Below are 16,874 nucleotides of genomic sequence, written 5' to 3' on the forward strand. Positions count from 1 at the left end.
AAAAGATCGTCAAAGGTGCTTGATGGGGGCGGAGAACAGGTAACCCTTGGCATGGACCGTCTGAATAGGGAAGGGCTCACCCACCGCGCTCTCGATTTTGCGGCGGATGCGGCTGACCAGGGCGTCCAGGCCCCGGCTGCCCTGCACCGTGTTGGCGTAGTCCAGCATGTCCAGCAAAGCGGTGCGGTCCACCGCCCGCCCCGGTTCCTGCGTCAGCGCCATCACCAGGTCGAATTCCTTGGCGGTCAGCCGCACGGGCAGGCCACGGGGCGACTGGATGGCCCAGCGGGCGTTGTCCAGCACCCAGGCCTCGGCGGACGGGGCGGGTGCCGGCTGCATCTCGCCGTTTTCCGGCTGGGTCCCGACGCGGCGGGCCAGGTTGACGGCCGCCATCGCCAGTTCCCGGCAGTCCACCGGCTTGACGAAATACAGGTCGGCGCCGCTGGTGAAGCCCTTCAGCCGGTCATCCACGCGCGAGCGCGCGGTCAGGATGATCAGGCCCATGTTGGTGTTGGCGCGCAGGAAGCTGGCGATGGCGTAGCCGTCCTGGTCGGGCAGGCCGATATCCAGGATGACGATGTCCGCCGGCTCCTTGGCGATGTGGCGGTAAAGCTCCAGACCCGACCCCGCCGTCGCCACGGACAACCCCTGGCTGCTCAAGCATTGGGCCAGTAATTCCCGAAGGTCGGTATCATCTTCCACCAGGACCACGCGTGGGGCGTCGGCCTCTGATATCGCATCCAGGTCTGCCATGGTGATCTTTTCTACTGAAAGGTGCCGAGACTGTTTGTGGTTCGTTGGTTCTATGACTGAATTGATTCAGTCAGCCCCCCGCCCGGCGCGGTGGCCGGTACTATTGTATGGGGATAGTCTAATTTTGTATTAATTTTATAGCAATATCCTAACGGCGGCTGTTTGCCCCGTCTCGGCATCCCGTCCAGGCGGCCGTCGGCCGGGGCGTGGCACTGTCCCGTTCCCGCATGGGGGCGATCCGCCGCCAGCCGCTATCCCCCTGTTTTTTATTGGGTCCGGGGGCGTGTTCGCCGTTGAATCTATCGGCATGGTAGTATTAGCATCCCGCCTTCACGCGGGGCCGGCCGGGCATGGGCGGTTCTTGGGGCGTGACATCAGCCAAGGTCATGGGACGGAGCCGATGGGGCAGGCAAGGCAACAGGCGCTGCTGCGCGCCGCCGAACAGTGCTACCGCGTGGCGTCCTCCGTTCCGTCGGGGGCGGAGCGCGACCTGTGGATTCGGCGCGGCGGCATGCTGGAGGCCGACGGCATCGCCGCCCTGGGTGTCTGCGTTTCGGCCGACGGTTCGCGGGCCGATCCCTGGATGACGCCGGTGTCGCCGCGGCGGGGAAACGCCAGCAGCGACACCTTGTCCGAGTCCCCGTCGGTCGACGCTGTGTCGGCCGACACCGACAATGTCGGAATGATCGATTAATTACGCGCCGTTGCGCTTGCGCGTTCGTTCCTGCCCCAGCGTTTGTTACGGCCGGCGCAACGGCGCCTTGCGGACGCCAGTAATTGACACTGGCCCGGCGCTGGCGGAGTGTGCCCAGCATTGATTGATGCATCCATCTTCGAGGTTTCTTCCAGTGACCGGCCTTGTTTCTTCCCCGGCGTCCTCCTCCACTTCCTCGGGCCGTTACCCCTCGGGTCGTGAATTGCTGGAGGCCATGGGCCTCGCCTCCCGCCAGACCGAACAGCGCATGGAATCCCTTTTGCCCCAGCCCGCCCGCTACATCGGCCGGGTGCAGGAGGCGGCACGTTACGCCGTGTTCGCGGGTGGCAAGCGCCTGCGCCCCTTCCTGGTGAAGTCGTCCTCCGCCTTGTTCGGCGTGTCCGAGGACAACTGGCTGCAGGCGGCGGCGGCGGTGGAGATGGTGCACACCTATAGCCTGGTGCATGACGACCTGCCCTGCATGGACGACGACACCCTGCGCCGGGGCAAGCCCACCACCCATGTCCAGTTCGATGAGGCGACGGCGCTGCTGGCCGGCGACGCCCTGCTGACCCTGGCGTTCGAGGTGCTGTCCCTGCCGGCGGCCCACACCGATCCCGCGGTGCGCTGCGCCCTGATCGCCAAGCTGGCCCAGGCCGGCGGCACGCTGGGCATGATCGGCGGCCAAATGATGGACATGGAAGCGCCCAATTCCGACTTCGGCTACGATGAGATCCTGACGCTGCAGAAGCTGAAGACGGGCGCCCTGTTTGAGTTCTGCTGCGAGGCCGGGCCCATCCTGGGCGGCGCCAGCGAGACGGAACGGGCCATCCTGCGCGATTATGCAGCGGACTTCGGCCTGGTCTTCCAGATCTCCGACGATTTGATCGACGCCGTCGGCGACAGCGCCAAGGCGGGCAAGACCGTGGGCAAGGACGATGCCCAGGGCAAGGCCACCCTGATCTCCCTGCTGGGTTTGGACGCCGCGCGGGCCAAGGTGGTCGAGCTGGCGGAACAGGCGGCGGCCCGCCTGGATGGTTTCGGTCCGGCGGCGGATTCGTTGCGCGGCCTGCCTTTCATGCTGATCGACCGGGAGTCGTGATTTTTCACGACCTGTGCAAAAGTGTTTTTCTGGCACCGGCCCGTCAGAGGCCGGTTAGAATTATTTGGGAGCCGATGAATGGCGACGAAGACCCCGCTGTTGGACCTGTGTCCGACGCCTGACCGCCTGCGCGAGCTGCGTCCGGAGCAGTTGGTCCAGCTGGCGGATGAGCTGCGGTCCGAGACGATCGACGCGGTGTCGGTGACGGGTGGCCACCTGGGCGCCGGCCTGGGCGTGGTGGAACTGACGGTGGCGCTGCACTACGTGTTCGACACGCCGGCGGACCGCATCATCTGGGACGTTGGCCACCAGGCCTACCCGCACAAGATCCTGACCGGGCGCCGCGACCGCATCCGCACCCTGCGCACGGGCGGCGGCCTGTCGGGCTTCACCCGCCGGTCGGAGAGCGAGTACGACCCGTTCGGGGCCGCCCACAGCTCCACCTCCATCTCCGCCGGTTTGGGCATGGCGCTGGCGCGCGACCTGTCGGGTGCCAAGAACCATGTCATCGCGGTGATCGGCGACGGTTCCATCTCCGCCGGCATGGCGTATGAGGCGATGAACAACGCTGGCGCCCTGGGCTCCCGCCTGGTGGTGATCCTGAACGACAACGACATGTCGATCGCCCCGCCGGTGGGTGCCGTGTCCGGCTACCTGGCCCGCCTGGTCAGCAGCAGCCAGTACCGCAACCTGCGCGACATCGGCCGCCAGGTGGCGGAACGCCTGCCGCGTCCCCTGCAGAACGCCGCCCGCCGGGTTGAGGAATACGCCCGCGGCATGGTGATGGGCGGGACGCTGTTCGAGGAACTGGGCTTCTATTACGTGGGCCCGGTGGACGGGCATGACCTGGACCAGCTGGTTCCCATCCTGGAGAACATCCGGGATGAGCCGAACGGCCGTCCGGTGCTGATCCACGCGGTGACGCAGAAGGGCAAGGGCTACGCCCCGGCGGAGGCGTCGGCCGACAAGCTGCACGCGGTGGGGCGGTTCGACGTGGTGACGGGCGCCCAGGCCAAGGCCAAGGCGAACGCGCCGACATACACCCGCGTCTTCGCCGACAGCCTGATCAAGGAGGCCAAGGCCGACGACAAGGTGGTGGCGATCACGGCGGCGATGCCGTCGGGCACGGGTCTGGACCTGTTCGGCCAGGCGTTCCCGACGCGGACCTTCGACACGGGCATCGCGGAGCAGCACGCGGTGACGTTCGCGGCGGGCATGGCGACGGAAGGCTACAAGCCGTTCGTGGCGATCTATTCGACCTTCCTGCAACGCGGCTACGACCAGCTGGTGCACGACGTGGCCTTGCAGAACCTGCCGGTCCGCTTCGCCATGGACCGTGCCGGCCTGGTGGGGGCGGACGGCGCCACGCACGCCGGCGCCTTCGACCTGGCCTATCTCTGCTGCCTGCCCAACATGGTGGTGATGGCGGCGGCGGATGAGGCGGAACTGGTGCACATGGTGGCGACCAGCGTCGCCCATGACAGCGGCCCCATCGCGCTGCGCTACCCGCGTGGCGAGGGCGTGGGCATCGAGATGCCGGAGAAGGGCGAGGTCCTGCCCATCGGCAAGGGCCGCATCGTCCGCCAGGGTACTACCGTGGCGCTGCTGAGCCTGGGCACGCGCCTGGGTGAGGCCTTGAAGGCGGCGGAAGAGCTGGGGTCGCGCGGCCTGTCGACGACGGTGGCGGACGCGCGCTTCGCCAAGCCGATCGACCGGGAACTGGTTCGCCAGTTGGCGGTTGAGCATGACGTGCTGGTGACGATCGAGGAAGGGTCCGTGGGTGGCTTCGGCGCCCAGGTGATGCAGTACCTGGCGGAAGAGGGCCTGTTCGACGCCGGCCTGAAGTTCCGCCCCCTGGTCCTGCCCGACCGCTATCAGGAGCACGACAGCCCCGCCAAGCAGTATGACGAGGCCGGCCTGAACGCCAACGGCATCGTCGATACCGTGCTGAAGGCCTTGGGCGCCAACGCGCAGGTGAGGACCGCATGACACGAACCGTAAGGGTGGACGTTGCCAAGGGCCGCGCTGTGGCGGCGGCCCTGCTTTCCCTGGCCCTGGCCGGGCCCATGGTCGGCATGCCCATGCCGGCCGCCGCCCAGGACGCGGCGTCCCCCGAGGCGGGCGATCCGGCGGTCGCCCGGATCAAGGGTTTCTACGACGTGCTGCTCAGCTGCATGAAGAACGCCAAGCAGCTGGGCGTGAAGGGCCGTGCGGAAAAGCTGGCCCCGGCCGTCAAGGACACCTTTGACATGGGCACCATGACCCGCCTGGCCGTGGGGCCGGGCTGGGCCAAGTTTTCGCCGGAACAGCAGCAGGCCGCCATCGACGCCTTCACCGAGGTGACGGTGGCGACCTACGCCAACCAGTTCGACGGCTATAACGGTGAGACGTTCGACGTGGCACCCGCGCCCAAGGCGCGCGGGGCCGACAAGATCGTCGAGACCAAGCTGACGCCCAAGGACCAGCCGGCGGTGCCGCTGAACTACCTGATGCGTGGTGCCGGCGGCGACGCCCGCGTCGTCGACGTCTACCTGAACGGCACCATCAGCCAGTTGGCCACCCGCCGGTCGGAGTTCACCTCCGTCGTGGCGCAGAGCGGCCCCGATGGTTTGGCCCAAAGCCTGAAGAAGCAGGCGCAGCAGCTGCTTTCCGGCAGCTGAGGCCAGCGATTCAGGTTTGTGGAAAAGAGGGGCCTGGCCTTCCGAAGGGAGGGCCGGGCCCTTTGGCGTTTTGGGTGGCCGAATTAATAAAACAAAAATCGTATAGGATTGACGCCCTTCCGAGTCGTCGCCATAGTGCAATTAACGGGCGATTAATATGATAAACGGGAGCGGGCGAACGCGGCCTTGAAGGCCGGCGCCACCAAGATCACCAACCATTCTGTTCGACATCGGAAGCGGCGCCGCGCTGGTCCGCGATGGGGCGCGTCCTGGTACCAGCGGCATGAAACCTCATGCCGCTGTAGGCCGCGACCGCGGCCGCCGGAGCCTTTCGGGGAACGGAGTGGACTGAAAGGCGAGGAAGCCAAGCCGGTGGACACCGGCGCCGGCGTCTGGGGAACAAATAAAAAAGGGAGGAATGATGTTGATTGGCCAGGTGTATGACCCGGATCGTCGGCGCCTGTTGGCGCGGATGGGCGACGTGGCGTTGGCGGCGGCGGGGCTGGCCGGCATGACCGCCTTCGCCGGCTGTTCGCAGGAACGGTTCGACGGGCCCGCCGACGGGCCTGCGGAAGGGTCCTGGCCGCTGGCCACCAACGCGCGCCTGCCGCGCTGGCGCGGTTTCAACCTGCTGGAAAAATTCACGCTGGCCCATGACCAGCCCTATCGCGAGGCCGATTTCGACCTGATCGCCGATTGGGGCTTCAACTTCGTGCGCCTGCCCCTGGACTACCGCATCTGGACGCGGCCCGACGGCGGCATCCGCGAACGGCCGTTGCGCCAGATCGATGAGGCCCTGGCCTGGGCGCGCCAGCGGGGCATCCACGTGGCGCTGTGCCTGCACCGCGCGCCCGGCTATTGCGTCAACCCGCCGAAGGAGGCGGGCGATCTGTGGGGGCCGGAAAGCCCGGAGAACGACGCCGTGCGCCAGCGCTTCGCCCAGCAATGGGGCCTGTTCGCGCAGCGCTACCGCACGGTCGATGCCCGCCACCTGTCCTTCAACCTGATCAATGAGCCGCCGGACGTGACGGGGGCGGCCTATGTCCGGGCGGTCACCGGTGCGGTGGCCGCCATCCGCGCCACCAGCCCGGACCGCGTCATCATCGCCGACGGAACCCAGGGCGGTCGCCGGCCCGTTCCCGAACTGCGCCCCCTGGGCCTGGCCCAGGGCACCCGGGGCTATGAGCCCTTCCACATCAGCCATTACAAGGCCGGCTGGGTGAAGGGGTCGGATGCCTGGCCCGTGCCGACATGGCCCATGCCGCCGCTGGTGCCGGGCGCCCATGTGGACGGCCTGCCGGTGACGGATGTCGCCAGCCTTCAGCGCGAATGCATCCAGCCCTGGGCGGACCTGGCGGCCACCGGTGTGGGTGTCATCGTCGGGGAATGGGGCGCCTATCGTTACACCCCGCACCCGGTGGTCCTGGCCTGGACACGGGACTGCCTGGCCGCCTGGCGCGCGGCCGGCTGGGGCTGGTGCCTATGGAACATGCGGGGCGATTTCGGCGTGATGGACAGCCGTCGGCCCGACGTCCGCTACGAGGCGGTGGACGGCCACCAGCTGGACCGCGCCCTGCTGGAATGCCTGCGCGAGGATCTGGCGCTCGCCCCCGTGGGCGCAACCTAAGGCACCTTCATATCAGCGGCATGAGGCCTTGCCTCATGCCGCTGTAGGCCGCGACCGCGGCCGCCGGAGATTTCCGGGGAGCGTAGCGGACTGGAAATCGAGGAAGGCAAGCCGGCGGATGCCGGCGCCCGCCGATTGAGGGGGCCGTTGATCGGTCACGATCAACGGCCACGCGTCTCAGTGCGCGGGCGCGTCCGGGATGTCGGGCATGCTGGTGGTGGGGGTGGCGCCGATGGCTTCGTCCAGCGCCGCCTGGCGGTTCTGCAGCCAGACGCTGCGCAGCTGGGCGTAAAAGTCGATGGTGCCCTTCTTCAGCTCATCCAGCGTTTCCAGCTCGCGCGCCCGATCCAGGCCATAGACGATGGCGATGGGGATGTTGGCGTCGCCGCCGTCGTTGGCGTCGAAGATGCGGCCCATCGGGTCCGCCCACATTTCCACGCCGACGCCCGCACCGTCGCGGAGGGTGGACGGTCCCAGCAGCGGCAGCACCAGATAGGGGCTTTCCCGCACGCCCCAGGCGTACAGGGTCTGGCCGACGTCGCCGGTCTGGCGCGGCAGGCCCATGTCGGTCGCCACGTCGTACAGGCCGCCCAGGCCGATGGTGCTGTTGAAGATGAAGCGCCAGAAGGTGGTGAAGGCGGCCTTGACCCGCGCCTGGGCCAGGTCGTTGCCGAAGATCATCGGCTCATTCAGGTTGCCGATGCCGTTGCGCAGGCGCACCTGGACGTATTCCGGCGTCACCCAGCGATAGGCCCGCGCCGCCGGCCCCACCGCGTTGTCGTTCAGCCACATATTGGCGTCAAAGGTGACGCGGTTGACGTTTTCCAACGGATCCCAGGGTTCGATCACCCCCAATTCATCGCGACCGCCGTTCGGCGGCGCGGCGCAGCCGGCCACCATCAGGCCCATCAGGAGGCAGGCGGCCAATGCCGCGCGGGACTGTCTGATCATGGGGATAATGCTTTCTGGGAGGGAAGGCCAAAGGGGATGGGGAAAATAGGGAAGGGACTGGAATGAAATGGGCGCCGCTGGCGTCGCGCCAAGTGTAACAAGGTGCATAACAACAGAATGTTCCGACCGCCACCTTCCGCCTACGACGCCATCCGCGCAATACCGGAGCACGCGGCGCAATAATGCCGGCCGGATGATACGACACAAAGGCAATAGCGCACGGGAATGGGGCCGCTATGCCATTCGTCACAGGTGCCGCCTTGGCATTTGGTGTATCGGATTGTTGCGCTGGCGAACACCGGCCATGGCGCCGGTCGCGTGCTTGCGATAAGACGGCGGTCATGGCGGTCGAAATAGTGTCGCCAGCCTGAATTCTGCCCCAGAGCGTCGCTGACGGATGTCGTTTCCCACCACCCTTGTTACGGACGTGCTGGCCTATGGCCTGGGCGCGATGGCCGGCGTGGGCACGCTGTACAGCGTGGCCGCCGCCGACAGCGCGCGGCGCTTTTTCGCGCCCTCTGACCGGGTGACGGTGACGGAGGTGCAGCCTGTGACGGTGCTGAAGCCCCTGCACGGCGCCGAGCCCGGCCTGGCCGATCGCCTGCGGGCGCTGGCCGCCCAGGACTACGCCGGCCCCGTCCAGATCGTGTGCGGGGTGCAGTCGGCCGATGATGCCGCCATCGCCGTGGTGCGCGCCGTGATGGCGGACCTGGAAGCGGCGGGTGCGCCGGTCCGGCTCGATCTGGTGATCGACCCTACGCGGCATGGCGCCAACGCCAAGATTTCCAACGTCATCAACATGATGACGACCGCCCGGCATGAGGTGCTGGTGCTGGCCGACAGCGACATCGCCGTGGCGCCGGACTATCTGGCGCGGGTGACGGCGGCGTTGGCCGGGCCGGGCGTGGGCCTGGTCACCTGCCTCTACCGGGGGGAGCCGTCGGATCCCCGGTCGTTCTGGCAGGATCAGGCGGCCCGGGCCGTGGATCATCATTTCCTGCCCAACGTGCTGGTGGGCCTGCGCCTTGGCATGGCCAAGCCCTGCTTCGGGTCCACCATCGCGCTGACGGCCGACACGCTGGACCGCATCGGCGGCTTCCCGGCATTCCGCGACATATTGGCCGACGACCATGCCATCGGCATGGCGGTGCGCGGCCTGGGGTTGAGCGTGGCGGTGCCGCCCTTCGTGGTGGGGCACCTGGCTTCCGAGTCACGTCTGGGCGCGGTGCTGCGGCATGAGTTGCGCTGGGCGCGCACCATCCGTGGCCTGGATCCGGGCGGCTATGCCGGGTCCGTCGTCACCCATCCCGTGCCCTTGGCCCTGCTTGGGGCAATTTTCGCGGGCTGGCATGCGTGGTCCATCCTGCTGCTTGGGCTTGCGGTGGCGGCCCGGGTCGTGCTTCAGGTGACGATTGATGCACGGATCACACGGTCCCGGCCGCAATGGCCTGGATTGATCAGAGACGTCTTGTCATTTGTGGTGTTCGTTGCCAGCTTTGGCATTCGAAACGTGAGTTGGCGCGGACAGCGCTTTTCGGTCAAATCCGACGGCACGATGGTGCCGGTCGGCGAAAATGGTGGGTCATGATGCGGACGCTTTTTCTCCAGGCGCCTTCCTTCGACGGTTTTGACGGCGGCGCCGGCTCGCGCTACCAGGCGCGCCGCGAAATCAAGTCTTTCTGGTACCCGACTTGGCTCGCCCAGCCGGCGGCCCTGATCGAGAACAGCAAGCTGATCGACGCCCCGCCGCACAAGACCAAGCTGTCCGACATCACCGCCCAGATCAAAGACTTCGACATGGTGGTGCTGCACACCTCCACCCCGTCGTTCAAGTCCGACGTGGCGACGATCGAGGCGCTGAAGGCCGTCAACCCCAACCTGAAGGCCGGCCTGATCGGCGCCAAGGTGGCGGTCGAGGCCGACAAGAGCATGATCCAGGCCCCCGTCGTCGATTTCGTCGCCCGCAATGAATTCGACTTCACCATCAAGGACGTGGCCGACGGCAAGAAGTGGTCGGACATCAAGGGCCTGTCCTTCCGCAATTCCGAGGGCGTGGTCATCCATAACGAGGATCGCGAGATCCTGGAGAACATGGACAGCCTGCCGTGGGTCAGCCCGGTCTATAAGCGCGACCTGGAAATCGAGAAGTACTTCATCGGTTACCTGAAGGCACCGTACCTCAGCATCTACACCGGCCGTGGCTGCAAGTCGCGCTGCACCTTCTGCCTGTGGCCCCAGACTGTGGGCGGCCATCGCTACCGCACCCGCAGCGTCGGCCATGTGGTGGAGGAGATCGCCTGGGCGCAGAAGAACTTCCCGCAGGTGAAGGAATTCTTCTTCGACGACGACACCTTCACCGACAACCTGCCGCGCGCCGAGGCCATCGCCAAGGAACTGGGCAAGCTGGGCATCACCTGGTCGTGCAATGCCAAGGCCAACGTGCCGCGTGAGACCCTGAAGGTGCTGCGCGACAACGGCCTGCGCCTGCTGCTGGTCGGTTACGAGTCCGGCAACCAGCAGATCCTGCATAACATCAAGAAGGGCCTGCGGGTCGAGGTGGCTGAGAAGTTCACCAAGGATTGCCATGAGCTGGGCATCCAGATCCACGGCACCTTCATCCTGGGCCTGCCGGGTGAGACGCAGGAAACCATCCAGGACACCATCAAGTGGGCGGCCAAGATCAACCCGCACACCATCCAGGTGTCGCTGGCGGCCCCCTACCCCGGCACCTTCCTGTACCAGCAGGCGATCGAGAACGGCTGGCTGGACGATTCCAACGCCGAGCTGGTGGACGAGCACGGCGTGCAGATCGCCCCGCTGCATTACGACCATCTGAGCCACACGGAAATCTTCAACTCGGTCGAGACCTTCTACAAGAAGTTCTATTTCCGCAGCGGCAAGATCGCCTCCATCGTCGGTGAGATGGTGCGTGACCGGGACATGATGAAGCGCCGTCTGCGTGAGGGCGTGGAGTTCTGGCAGTTCCTGCGCGAACGCCGCACCGCCGCCTAAGGCGAACCGGCCCCCTAAAATGGCTGTCCTACAGACAGGCGCCGCATCGTCCGCCCCCCCCGGGGCGGACGGGCGGCGCCTGATCGTCACCGCGGATGATTTCGGCCTGTCGGCCGCCGTCAACGCCGCCGTGGTCGAAGCCCACACCCAAGGTATCCTGACCGCCGCCAGCCTGATGGTGGCGGGTGAGGCCGCGCATGCCGCCGCCGCCCTGGCGCACGGCCTGCCCAGCCTGGCGGTGGGCCTGCATGTGGTGCTGGTGGATGGCAAACCCTTCCTGCCGCCCGATCAGATTCCGGACCTGGTGGGTCCCGACGGCTGGTTCCGCAACGACTTGGCCAAGGTCGGGGCGTCCATCTTCTTCCGGCCCCGGGTCGCGGCCCAGGTGGCGGTCGAGGTCGAGGCGCAGTTCCAGGCCTTCCGCGCCACCGGGCTGAAGCTGGACCACGTCAACGCCCACAAGCATTACCATCTGCACCCCACCGTGGGCCGCATCCTGCTGGCGGCCGCGCGCCGCCACGGCGCCACCGCCATGCGGGTGCCGGTGGAACCGGCGTCGGTCATCCGCGCCGTCGATCCGGACGCGGACCTGGGCTTGCACCATGTCACCGGCCCCTGGGCCAAGCTGTTGCGCGCCAAGGTGCGCCGCGCCGGCCTGGCCGCACCCGACCAGGTGCTGGGCCTGGCCTGGACCGGGGACCGTCACGGCCGACCGCCTGCGCGGCGCCCTGGCCCATCTGCCCCCGGGCGTGACCGAAATCTACATGCATCCGTCGGTCAGCGACGACGTGCCCGGTGGCGCCCCCGGCTACCGCTATCGCGACGAACTGGCGGCCCTGCTGGATCCGGAGGTGCAGCAATTGGCGGCCCCGTTCCCGCGCGGCGGCTTCCGCGACCTGCCGCTGACCCTGGAATAGGACGGACCCGGATGGAAAAGGCCGCGCGCCTGTTCGCCCTTCTGGGCCTGATCCTGGCCGTCGTCCTGGTGGCGCGTGAGGATACCGGCACGCTGTGGGCCCTGCTGAAGACCGGCGGCGTCGGCCTGGTGATCGCCGGCCTGTTCCACGCCGTGCCCATGGTGGCCAACGCGCGCGCCTGGCAGGTCCTGCTGCCGGGTGCCAAGCGGCCCAGCCTGGGCGCCATGGCGCGCAATGTCTGGATCCGCGAATCGGTCAACGGCCTGCTGCCGGTGGCCCGCATCGGGGGGGAGATCGTCTCCTTCCGCATTTTGCGCCTGGATGGGGTGCGGGTGGCACCCGCCGCCGCCAGCCTGGTGGTGGACATGGCCATCTCCATCCTCAGCCAGCTGGGTTTTTCCCTGCTGGCGGTGGGCCTGCTGGTGGCGCTGAAGGGCCCGGTGGGCATCGCGGGCCAGGTCACCCTGGGCCTGCTGGCCATGGTGCCGCTGGTCGCCCTGTTCATCCTGGTGCAGCGCGCCGGCCTGTTCGCCAAGGTCACCGGCGTGCTGGACAAGGCGGCGTCCGGCCGCCTGGCCGGCATCATGGCGCACAGTGCCCGCATCGATCGCGCCTCCAAGGCCATGTACCGCCGCACCGGCGCCATCACCGGCTGTTTCCTGTGGCAGCTGCTGGGCTGGTCCCTGGGTGCCGGCGAGGTCTGGCTGGCGCTGTGGGCGCTGGGCCACCCCCTGGGCATCGTCGAGGCGCTGGTGATCGAGGGCCTGATCCAGGCCGTCAGCAGTGCCGCCTTCATCGTGCCGGGTGCCTTGGGCGTGCAGGAAGGCGCCTTCCTGTTGCTGGGCGCGGCCTTGGGCCTGGACGCGCCCACGGCCCTGGCATTGGCCGCCGCCCGCCGCCTGCGTGACCTGGTGGTGTTCCTGCCGGGCCTGGTCGCCTGGACCGCCCTGGGAAAGGCCAAGGCGGCATGATCATGATCAACGCCATCCGCGCGGGTTCGCGCGATCTTCCGGCGCCGTTGCGCGCTGCCAACGGCTAACGCAACCGGAGCCTCGCATTCCCATGGCGCATCTTGATGCGGTCCAATCCCCGCTGGTCCAAAGCCCGATCGCGGCCCATGCCGCCGGCCCCGCCGCCCGGCTGGGGTCCCTGGCGCTGCTGGCCGTGCTGGCGGTGGGCCTGGGGTATGTCGCGGTCAACGTGGCGGGGGATTTGCGCGGCCTGGGCACCGGCTCGGCGCTGCCCTTCCTGCTGCTGGGCGTGGCGCTGCTGATCGCGCTGGGGTTTGAATTCGTCAACGGCTTCCACGACACCGCCAACGCCGTGGCGACCGTCATCTACACCCATTCCCTGCCGGCGCATGCGGCGGTGGTGCTGTCGGGCCTGTGCAACTTCGCCGGCGTGCTGGTGTCCACCGGTGCCGTCGCCTACGGCATCGTCTCGCTGTTGCCGGTGGAACTGATCCTGCGGGTGGGCAGCAATGTCGGCTTCGCCATGGTGTTCGCCCTGCTGATCTCCGCCGTGCTGTGGAATTTGGGCACCTGGGCCCTGGGCCTGCCGTCCTCCAGTTCCCACACCCTGATCGGGTCCATCATCGGCGTCGGCCTGATGAACCAGCTGATGGCCGCCCCGGGGGCCGCCGCCAGCGGCGTGGACTGGGGCCAGGCCGGCAAGATCATCCAGACGCTGCTGATCTCCCCCGTCGTCGGGTTCGTCTGCGCGGCCCTGCTGCTGGTCCTGATGCGCGCGACCATCAAGGACAAGGCGCTGTTCCAGGCGCCCAAGGGCAAGACGCCGCCGCCCTCCTGGATCCGCGGCCTGCTGGTGCTGACCTGTTCCGGCGTCAGTTTTGCCCATGGGTCCAACGACGGGCAGAAGGGCATGGGCCTGATCATGCTGATCCTGATCGGCACCATGCCCACGGCCTACGGCCTCAACCGCGCCATCACCGCCGCCGACACGCCGGCCTACATCGCCACCTTCGACCGCGCCGGCGATGTGCTGAGCCACCATGTGGAACACACGCCCGCCGACCCGCGCGTGGCGGTGGAGGATTATGTCCGCACCGGCACCCTGACCAGCACGACCCTGGGCGGCTTGCGCGAACTGACGGCCAGCATCGCCGACCAGCTGCGCTTCTCCGGCGCCCTGTCCGGCGTGGCCCCGGGCCAGATGCGCAACGACATGTATCTGTCGGCGGAGGCGTTGCGTCGCCTGCAGAAACAGGGCGGCCCCATCCTGAATGAGGATGAGCGCGGGGCGCTGAGGGATCTGCTGGGCCGCTACGACCATGCCACCCGCTTCATCCCCACCTGGGTGAAGGTCGGTGTCGCCATCGCCCTGGGCCTGGGCACCATGGTGGGCTGGCGCCGCACCGTGGTGACGGTGGGCGAGAAGATCGGCAAGCAGCACCTGACCTACGGCCAGGGCGCGTCGGCCCAGCTGGTCGCCATGGCCACCATCGGTGCGGCCGACGCCTTCGGCCTGCCGGTCAGCACCACCCACGTGCTGTCGTCCGGCGTGGCCGGCACCATGGCGGCCAACGGCTCGGGCCTGCAATGGGCCACGGTGCGCAACATGGCCATGGCCTGGGTGCTGACCCTGCCGGCCTCCATCGCCCTGGCCGGCAGCCTGTTCTGGCTGTTCCGCCACCTGTTCTGACACCCCTCATGGCTGCAATCCCCAGGGGCGCGTTGCCCTGGGGACAGCGCTGTCCCATGCTAGGGCCTCACGCAGGAGCCGACACCTCATGATCAAGGCCATCATCTTCGACCTGGATAACTGCCTCAGCGCCGCCGACGCCATCGGGCCCGGCCTGATGGACCCCGTGTTCCAGGCCATCCGCGCCACCAACGCCGGCACCTTGGACGGGGCGGCCTTGCTGGCCGCCTTTGCCGACATCTGGCGCCTGCCGCTGAACGTGGTGGCGGCGGTGCATGGCTTCACCCCGGCCATGCGCGACGCCGCCTGGGCCGCCACCGGCGACGTGGTGGTGACGGGGCCCATGGCGGCCTACGACGATATCGGCCTGCTGCCCGCCTTCGACCTGCCGCTGTTCCTGGTCACCACCGGTTTCCGGCGCTTGCAGGACAGCAAGATCGCCGCCATGGGCATCGCCCCCCATTTCCGCGAAATCCATGTCGATGCCATCGACCAGCCGGGCCATCGGGGCAAGGAGGCGATCTTCCGTGACCTGATGACCCGCCACGGGCTGGACCCCGCCGCCGTGCTGGTGGTGGGCGACAATCCCGAGGCGGAACTGGCCGCCGGCCGCTGCCTGGGCGCGCCCACCGTCCAGACCCTGCGCGACGGCGTGGTGTGGGACGGCCGAACGGATCACCACGTCCGGGGTCTGGCCGACCTGCGGCGGCTGGTCGCGGTTTTCAATGGTTAAGGGCACACGTCCATTTATTAACCATACAATGCCCTCTGCGACATAAAGTTGTCATGAGTCTTGCCGTACGGTTCCGGACCTCATTTGGAAAAGGACTGGCACCATGGCCCATGCGGAAGCCGTGCATTCACCCGTCGCAACCTCCGGCGGACCGGCCGCGCGTTATGGGACGTTGGCGTTCCTGGTCCTGATGGCCGTCGGCCTGGGCTATATGGCGGTCAACCTGATCGGTGACCTCAGCGGGGTCGACACCCGATCCGCCCTGCCGTTCGTCCTGCTGGGCGTGGCGCTGCTGATCGCGCTGGGCTTTGAATTCGTCAACGGCTTCCACGACACGGCCAACGCCGTGGCGACGGTGATCTACACCCACTCCCTGCCGGCCAACGTGGCGGTGATGTGGTCGGGCCTGTGCAACTTCGCCGGCGTGCTGTTCTCCACCGGCGCGGTGGCCTTCGGCATCGTCTCGCTGCTGCCGGTCGAACTGATCCTGCAGGTCGGCAGCGACGCCGGCTTCGCCATGGTGTTCGCCCTGCTGATCGCCGCCATCCTGTGGAACCTGGGCACCTGGTACCTGGGCCTGCCGTCCTCCAGTTCCCACACCCTGATCGGTTCCATCATCGGCGTCGGCCTGATGAACCAGATGATGGCGACCAGCGGCACCGCCACCAGCGGCGTTGACTGGGGCCAGGCGACCAAGATCATCCAGACCCTGCTGATCTCCCCCGTCATCGGCTTCGTCTGCTCCGCCGCCCTGCTGGTCCTGATGCGCACGGTGATCAAGGACAAGGCCCTGTTCAAGGCGCCGGAGGGCAACAAGGCGCCGCCTTCCTGGATCCGCGGCCTGCTGGTGCTCACCTGCTCCGGCGTCAGCTTCGCCCACGGCTCCAACGACGGGCAGAAGGGCATGGGCCTGATCATGCTGATCCTGATCGGCACGGTGCCCACCGCCTACGCCCTCAACCGTGCCGTCACCATCCACGACACCCCCGCCTACATCGCCACCTTCGACCATGCCGGCGACGTGCTGAGCCACTACGTCAAGGAGACGCCGGCCGACCCCCGCGCGGCGGTGGAGGATTTCGTCCGCACCCGCACCATGACCGACAGCACCATGGGCGGCGTCCATGACCTGACGGCCAGCATCGCCGACCAGATCCGCGCCTATGGCTCCCTGGACCAGGTGCCGCAGGAAAACGTGCGCAACGTCCGCAACGACATGTACCTGTCGGCCGAGGCCCTGCGCCAAATCCAGAAGAAGGGCGACCTGATCCAGGCCGCCGACCAGCCGGTGCTGAAGGAACTGCTGGGCCGCTACGACAACGCCACCCGCTTCATCCCCACCTGGGTGAAGGTCGGCGTCGCCATCGCCCTGGGCCTGGGCACCATGGTGGGCTGGAAGCGCATCGTGGTGACGGTGGGTGAGAAGATCGGCAAGGACCACCTGACCTACGGCCAGGGCGCCTCGGCCGAACTGGTGGCCATGGCCACCATCGGTGCGGCCGACGCCTTCGGCCTGCCGGTCAGCACCACCCACGTGCTGTCATCGGGCGTGGCCGGCACCATGGCGGCCAACGGCTCCGGCCTGCAATGGGCCACCGTGCGCAACATGGCCATGGCCTGGGTGCTGACCCTGCCGGTGTCCATCGTCCTGGCCGGCAGCCTGTTCTGGTTGTTCCGCCACGTGTTCTGAGACCCCGGGACACGGGCGTCGGAATGACCAAGACCCAGGGCCGCCCCGGCGGCCCTGGGTTTTTTCATGGTGCG

General features: G+C 67.7%; 13 protein-coding genes. 11 read left to right on the forward strand and 2 right to left on the reverse strand.

Annotated elements, in window-relative coordinates; translation table 11 throughout:
• Window positions 1-9: 9 nt before the first annotated feature.
• A complete protein-coding gene (locus PW843_10170) occupies window positions 10-753 on the reverse strand; it encodes a response regulator transcription factor (GenBank protein MDE1146973.1) in 744 nt (247 codons plus the stop codon).
• A gap of 400 nt (window positions 754-1,153) precedes the next feature.
• Here PW843_10170 and PW843_10175 point away from each other — a divergent pair, with 400 nt between their 5' ends.
• The 5 genes from PW843_10175 to PW843_10195 all read left to right on the forward strand — a co-directional run bounded on the left by PW843_10175 (window position 1,154) and on the right by PW843_10195 (window position 6,836).
• Window positions 1,154-1,447, forward strand: a complete 294-nt coding sequence (locus PW843_10175) for a hypothetical protein (GenBank protein MDE1146974.1) — start codon at window positions 1,154-1,156, stop codon at window positions 1,445-1,447.
• A 235-nt stretch (window positions 1,448-1,682) separates the two neighbouring features.
• On the forward strand, window positions 1,683-2,549 hold the full coding sequence (locus tag PW843_10180) for a polyprenyl synthetase family protein (protein MDE1146975.1): 867 nt from the start codon (window positions 1,683-1,685) through the stop codon (window positions 2,547-2,549).
• Window positions 2,550-2,627: 78 nt separating this feature from the next.
• Window positions 2,628-4,538, forward strand: coding sequence for a 1-deoxy-D-xylulose-5-phosphate synthase (gene dxs / locus PW843_10185; GenBank protein ID MDE1146976.1), 1,911 nt, complete (start codon window positions 2,628-2,630; stop codon window positions 4,536-4,538).
• Window positions 4,535-5,209 carry an ABC transporter substrate-binding protein gene (locus PW843_10190; GenBank protein ID MDE1146977.1) on the forward strand — a complete coding sequence of 225 codons (675 nt, stop codon included), beginning with the start codon at window positions 4,535-4,537 and terminating at the stop codon, window positions 5,207-5,209. The genes dxs and PW843_10190 overlap by 4 nt, the downstream gene beginning before the upstream one ends.
• A 418-nt stretch (window positions 5,210-5,627) precedes the next feature.
• The gene (locus PW843_10195) at window positions 5,628-6,836 is read left to right on the forward strand and encodes a cellulase family glycosylhydrolase (protein MDE1146978.1); all 1,209 of its coding nucleotides are present in this window, start codon (window positions 5,628-5,630) and stop codon (window positions 6,834-6,836) included.
• Between the two features lie 177 nt (window positions 6,837-7,013).
• Here the strand turns inward: PW843_10195 and PW843_10200 are convergent, their stop codons facing one another.
• Entirely contained in the window at window positions 7,014-7,787 is a 774-nt protein-coding gene (locus PW843_10200) for a VacJ family lipoprotein (GenBank protein ID MDE1146979.1), read from the reverse strand.
• Between the two features lie 397 nt (window positions 7,788-8,184).
• On the opposite strand from PW843_10200, the gene hpnI reads away from it, so the two are divergent.
• The 6 genes from hpnI (at window position 8,185) to PW843_10230 (ending at window position 16,800) form a co-directional block, all read left to right on the forward strand.
• The gene (gene hpnI, locus PW843_10205; GenBank protein MDE1146980.1) at window positions 8,185-9,375 is read left to right on the forward strand and encodes a bacteriohopanetetrol glucosamine biosynthesis glycosyltransferase HpnI; all 1,191 of its coding nucleotides are present in this window, start codon (window positions 8,185-8,187) and stop codon (window positions 9,373-9,375) included.
• Window positions 9,372-10,799, forward strand: coding sequence for a hopanoid biosynthesis associated radical SAM protein HpnJ (gene hpnJ, locus PW843_10210; GenBank protein ID MDE1146981.1), 1,428 nt, complete (start codon window positions 9,372-9,374; stop codon window positions 10,797-10,799). The genes hpnI and hpnJ overlap by 4 nt, the downstream gene beginning before the upstream one ends.
• Before the next feature lie 19 nt (window positions 10,800-10,818).
• Window positions 10,819-12,687 carry a hopanoid biosynthesis-associated protein HpnK gene (hpnK, locus tag PW843_10215; protein ID MDE1146982.1) on the forward strand — a complete coding sequence of 623 codons (1,869 nt, stop codon included), beginning with the start codon at window positions 10,819-10,821 and terminating at the stop codon, window positions 12,685-12,687.
• Between the two features lie 91 nt (window positions 12,688-12,778).
• On the forward strand, window positions 12,779-14,377 hold the full coding sequence (locus PW843_10220; protein ID MDE1146983.1) for an inorganic phosphate transporter: 1,599 nt from the start codon (window positions 12,779-12,781) through the stop codon (window positions 14,375-14,377).
• A gap of 88 nt (window positions 14,378-14,465) precedes the next feature.
• Window positions 14,466-15,110: an HAD hydrolase-like protein gene (locus PW843_10225; GenBank protein ID MDE1146984.1), complete on the forward strand. Its 645-nt coding sequence runs from the start codon at window positions 14,466-14,468 to the stop codon at window positions 15,108-15,110.
• A 103-nt stretch (window positions 15,111-15,213) separates the two neighbouring features.
• Window positions 15,214-16,800: an inorganic phosphate transporter gene (locus PW843_10230; GenBank protein ID MDE1146985.1), complete on the forward strand. Its 1,587-nt coding sequence runs from the start codon at window positions 15,214-15,216 to the stop codon at window positions 16,798-16,800.
• Window positions 16,801-16,874: the final 74 nt, after the last annotated feature.

It is taken from the genome of Azospirillaceae bacterium, assembly GCA_028283825.1.
In the GTDB taxonomy this organism is placed as follows: domain Bacteria; phylum Pseudomonadota; class Alphaproteobacteria; order Azospirillales; family Azospirillaceae; genus Nitrospirillum.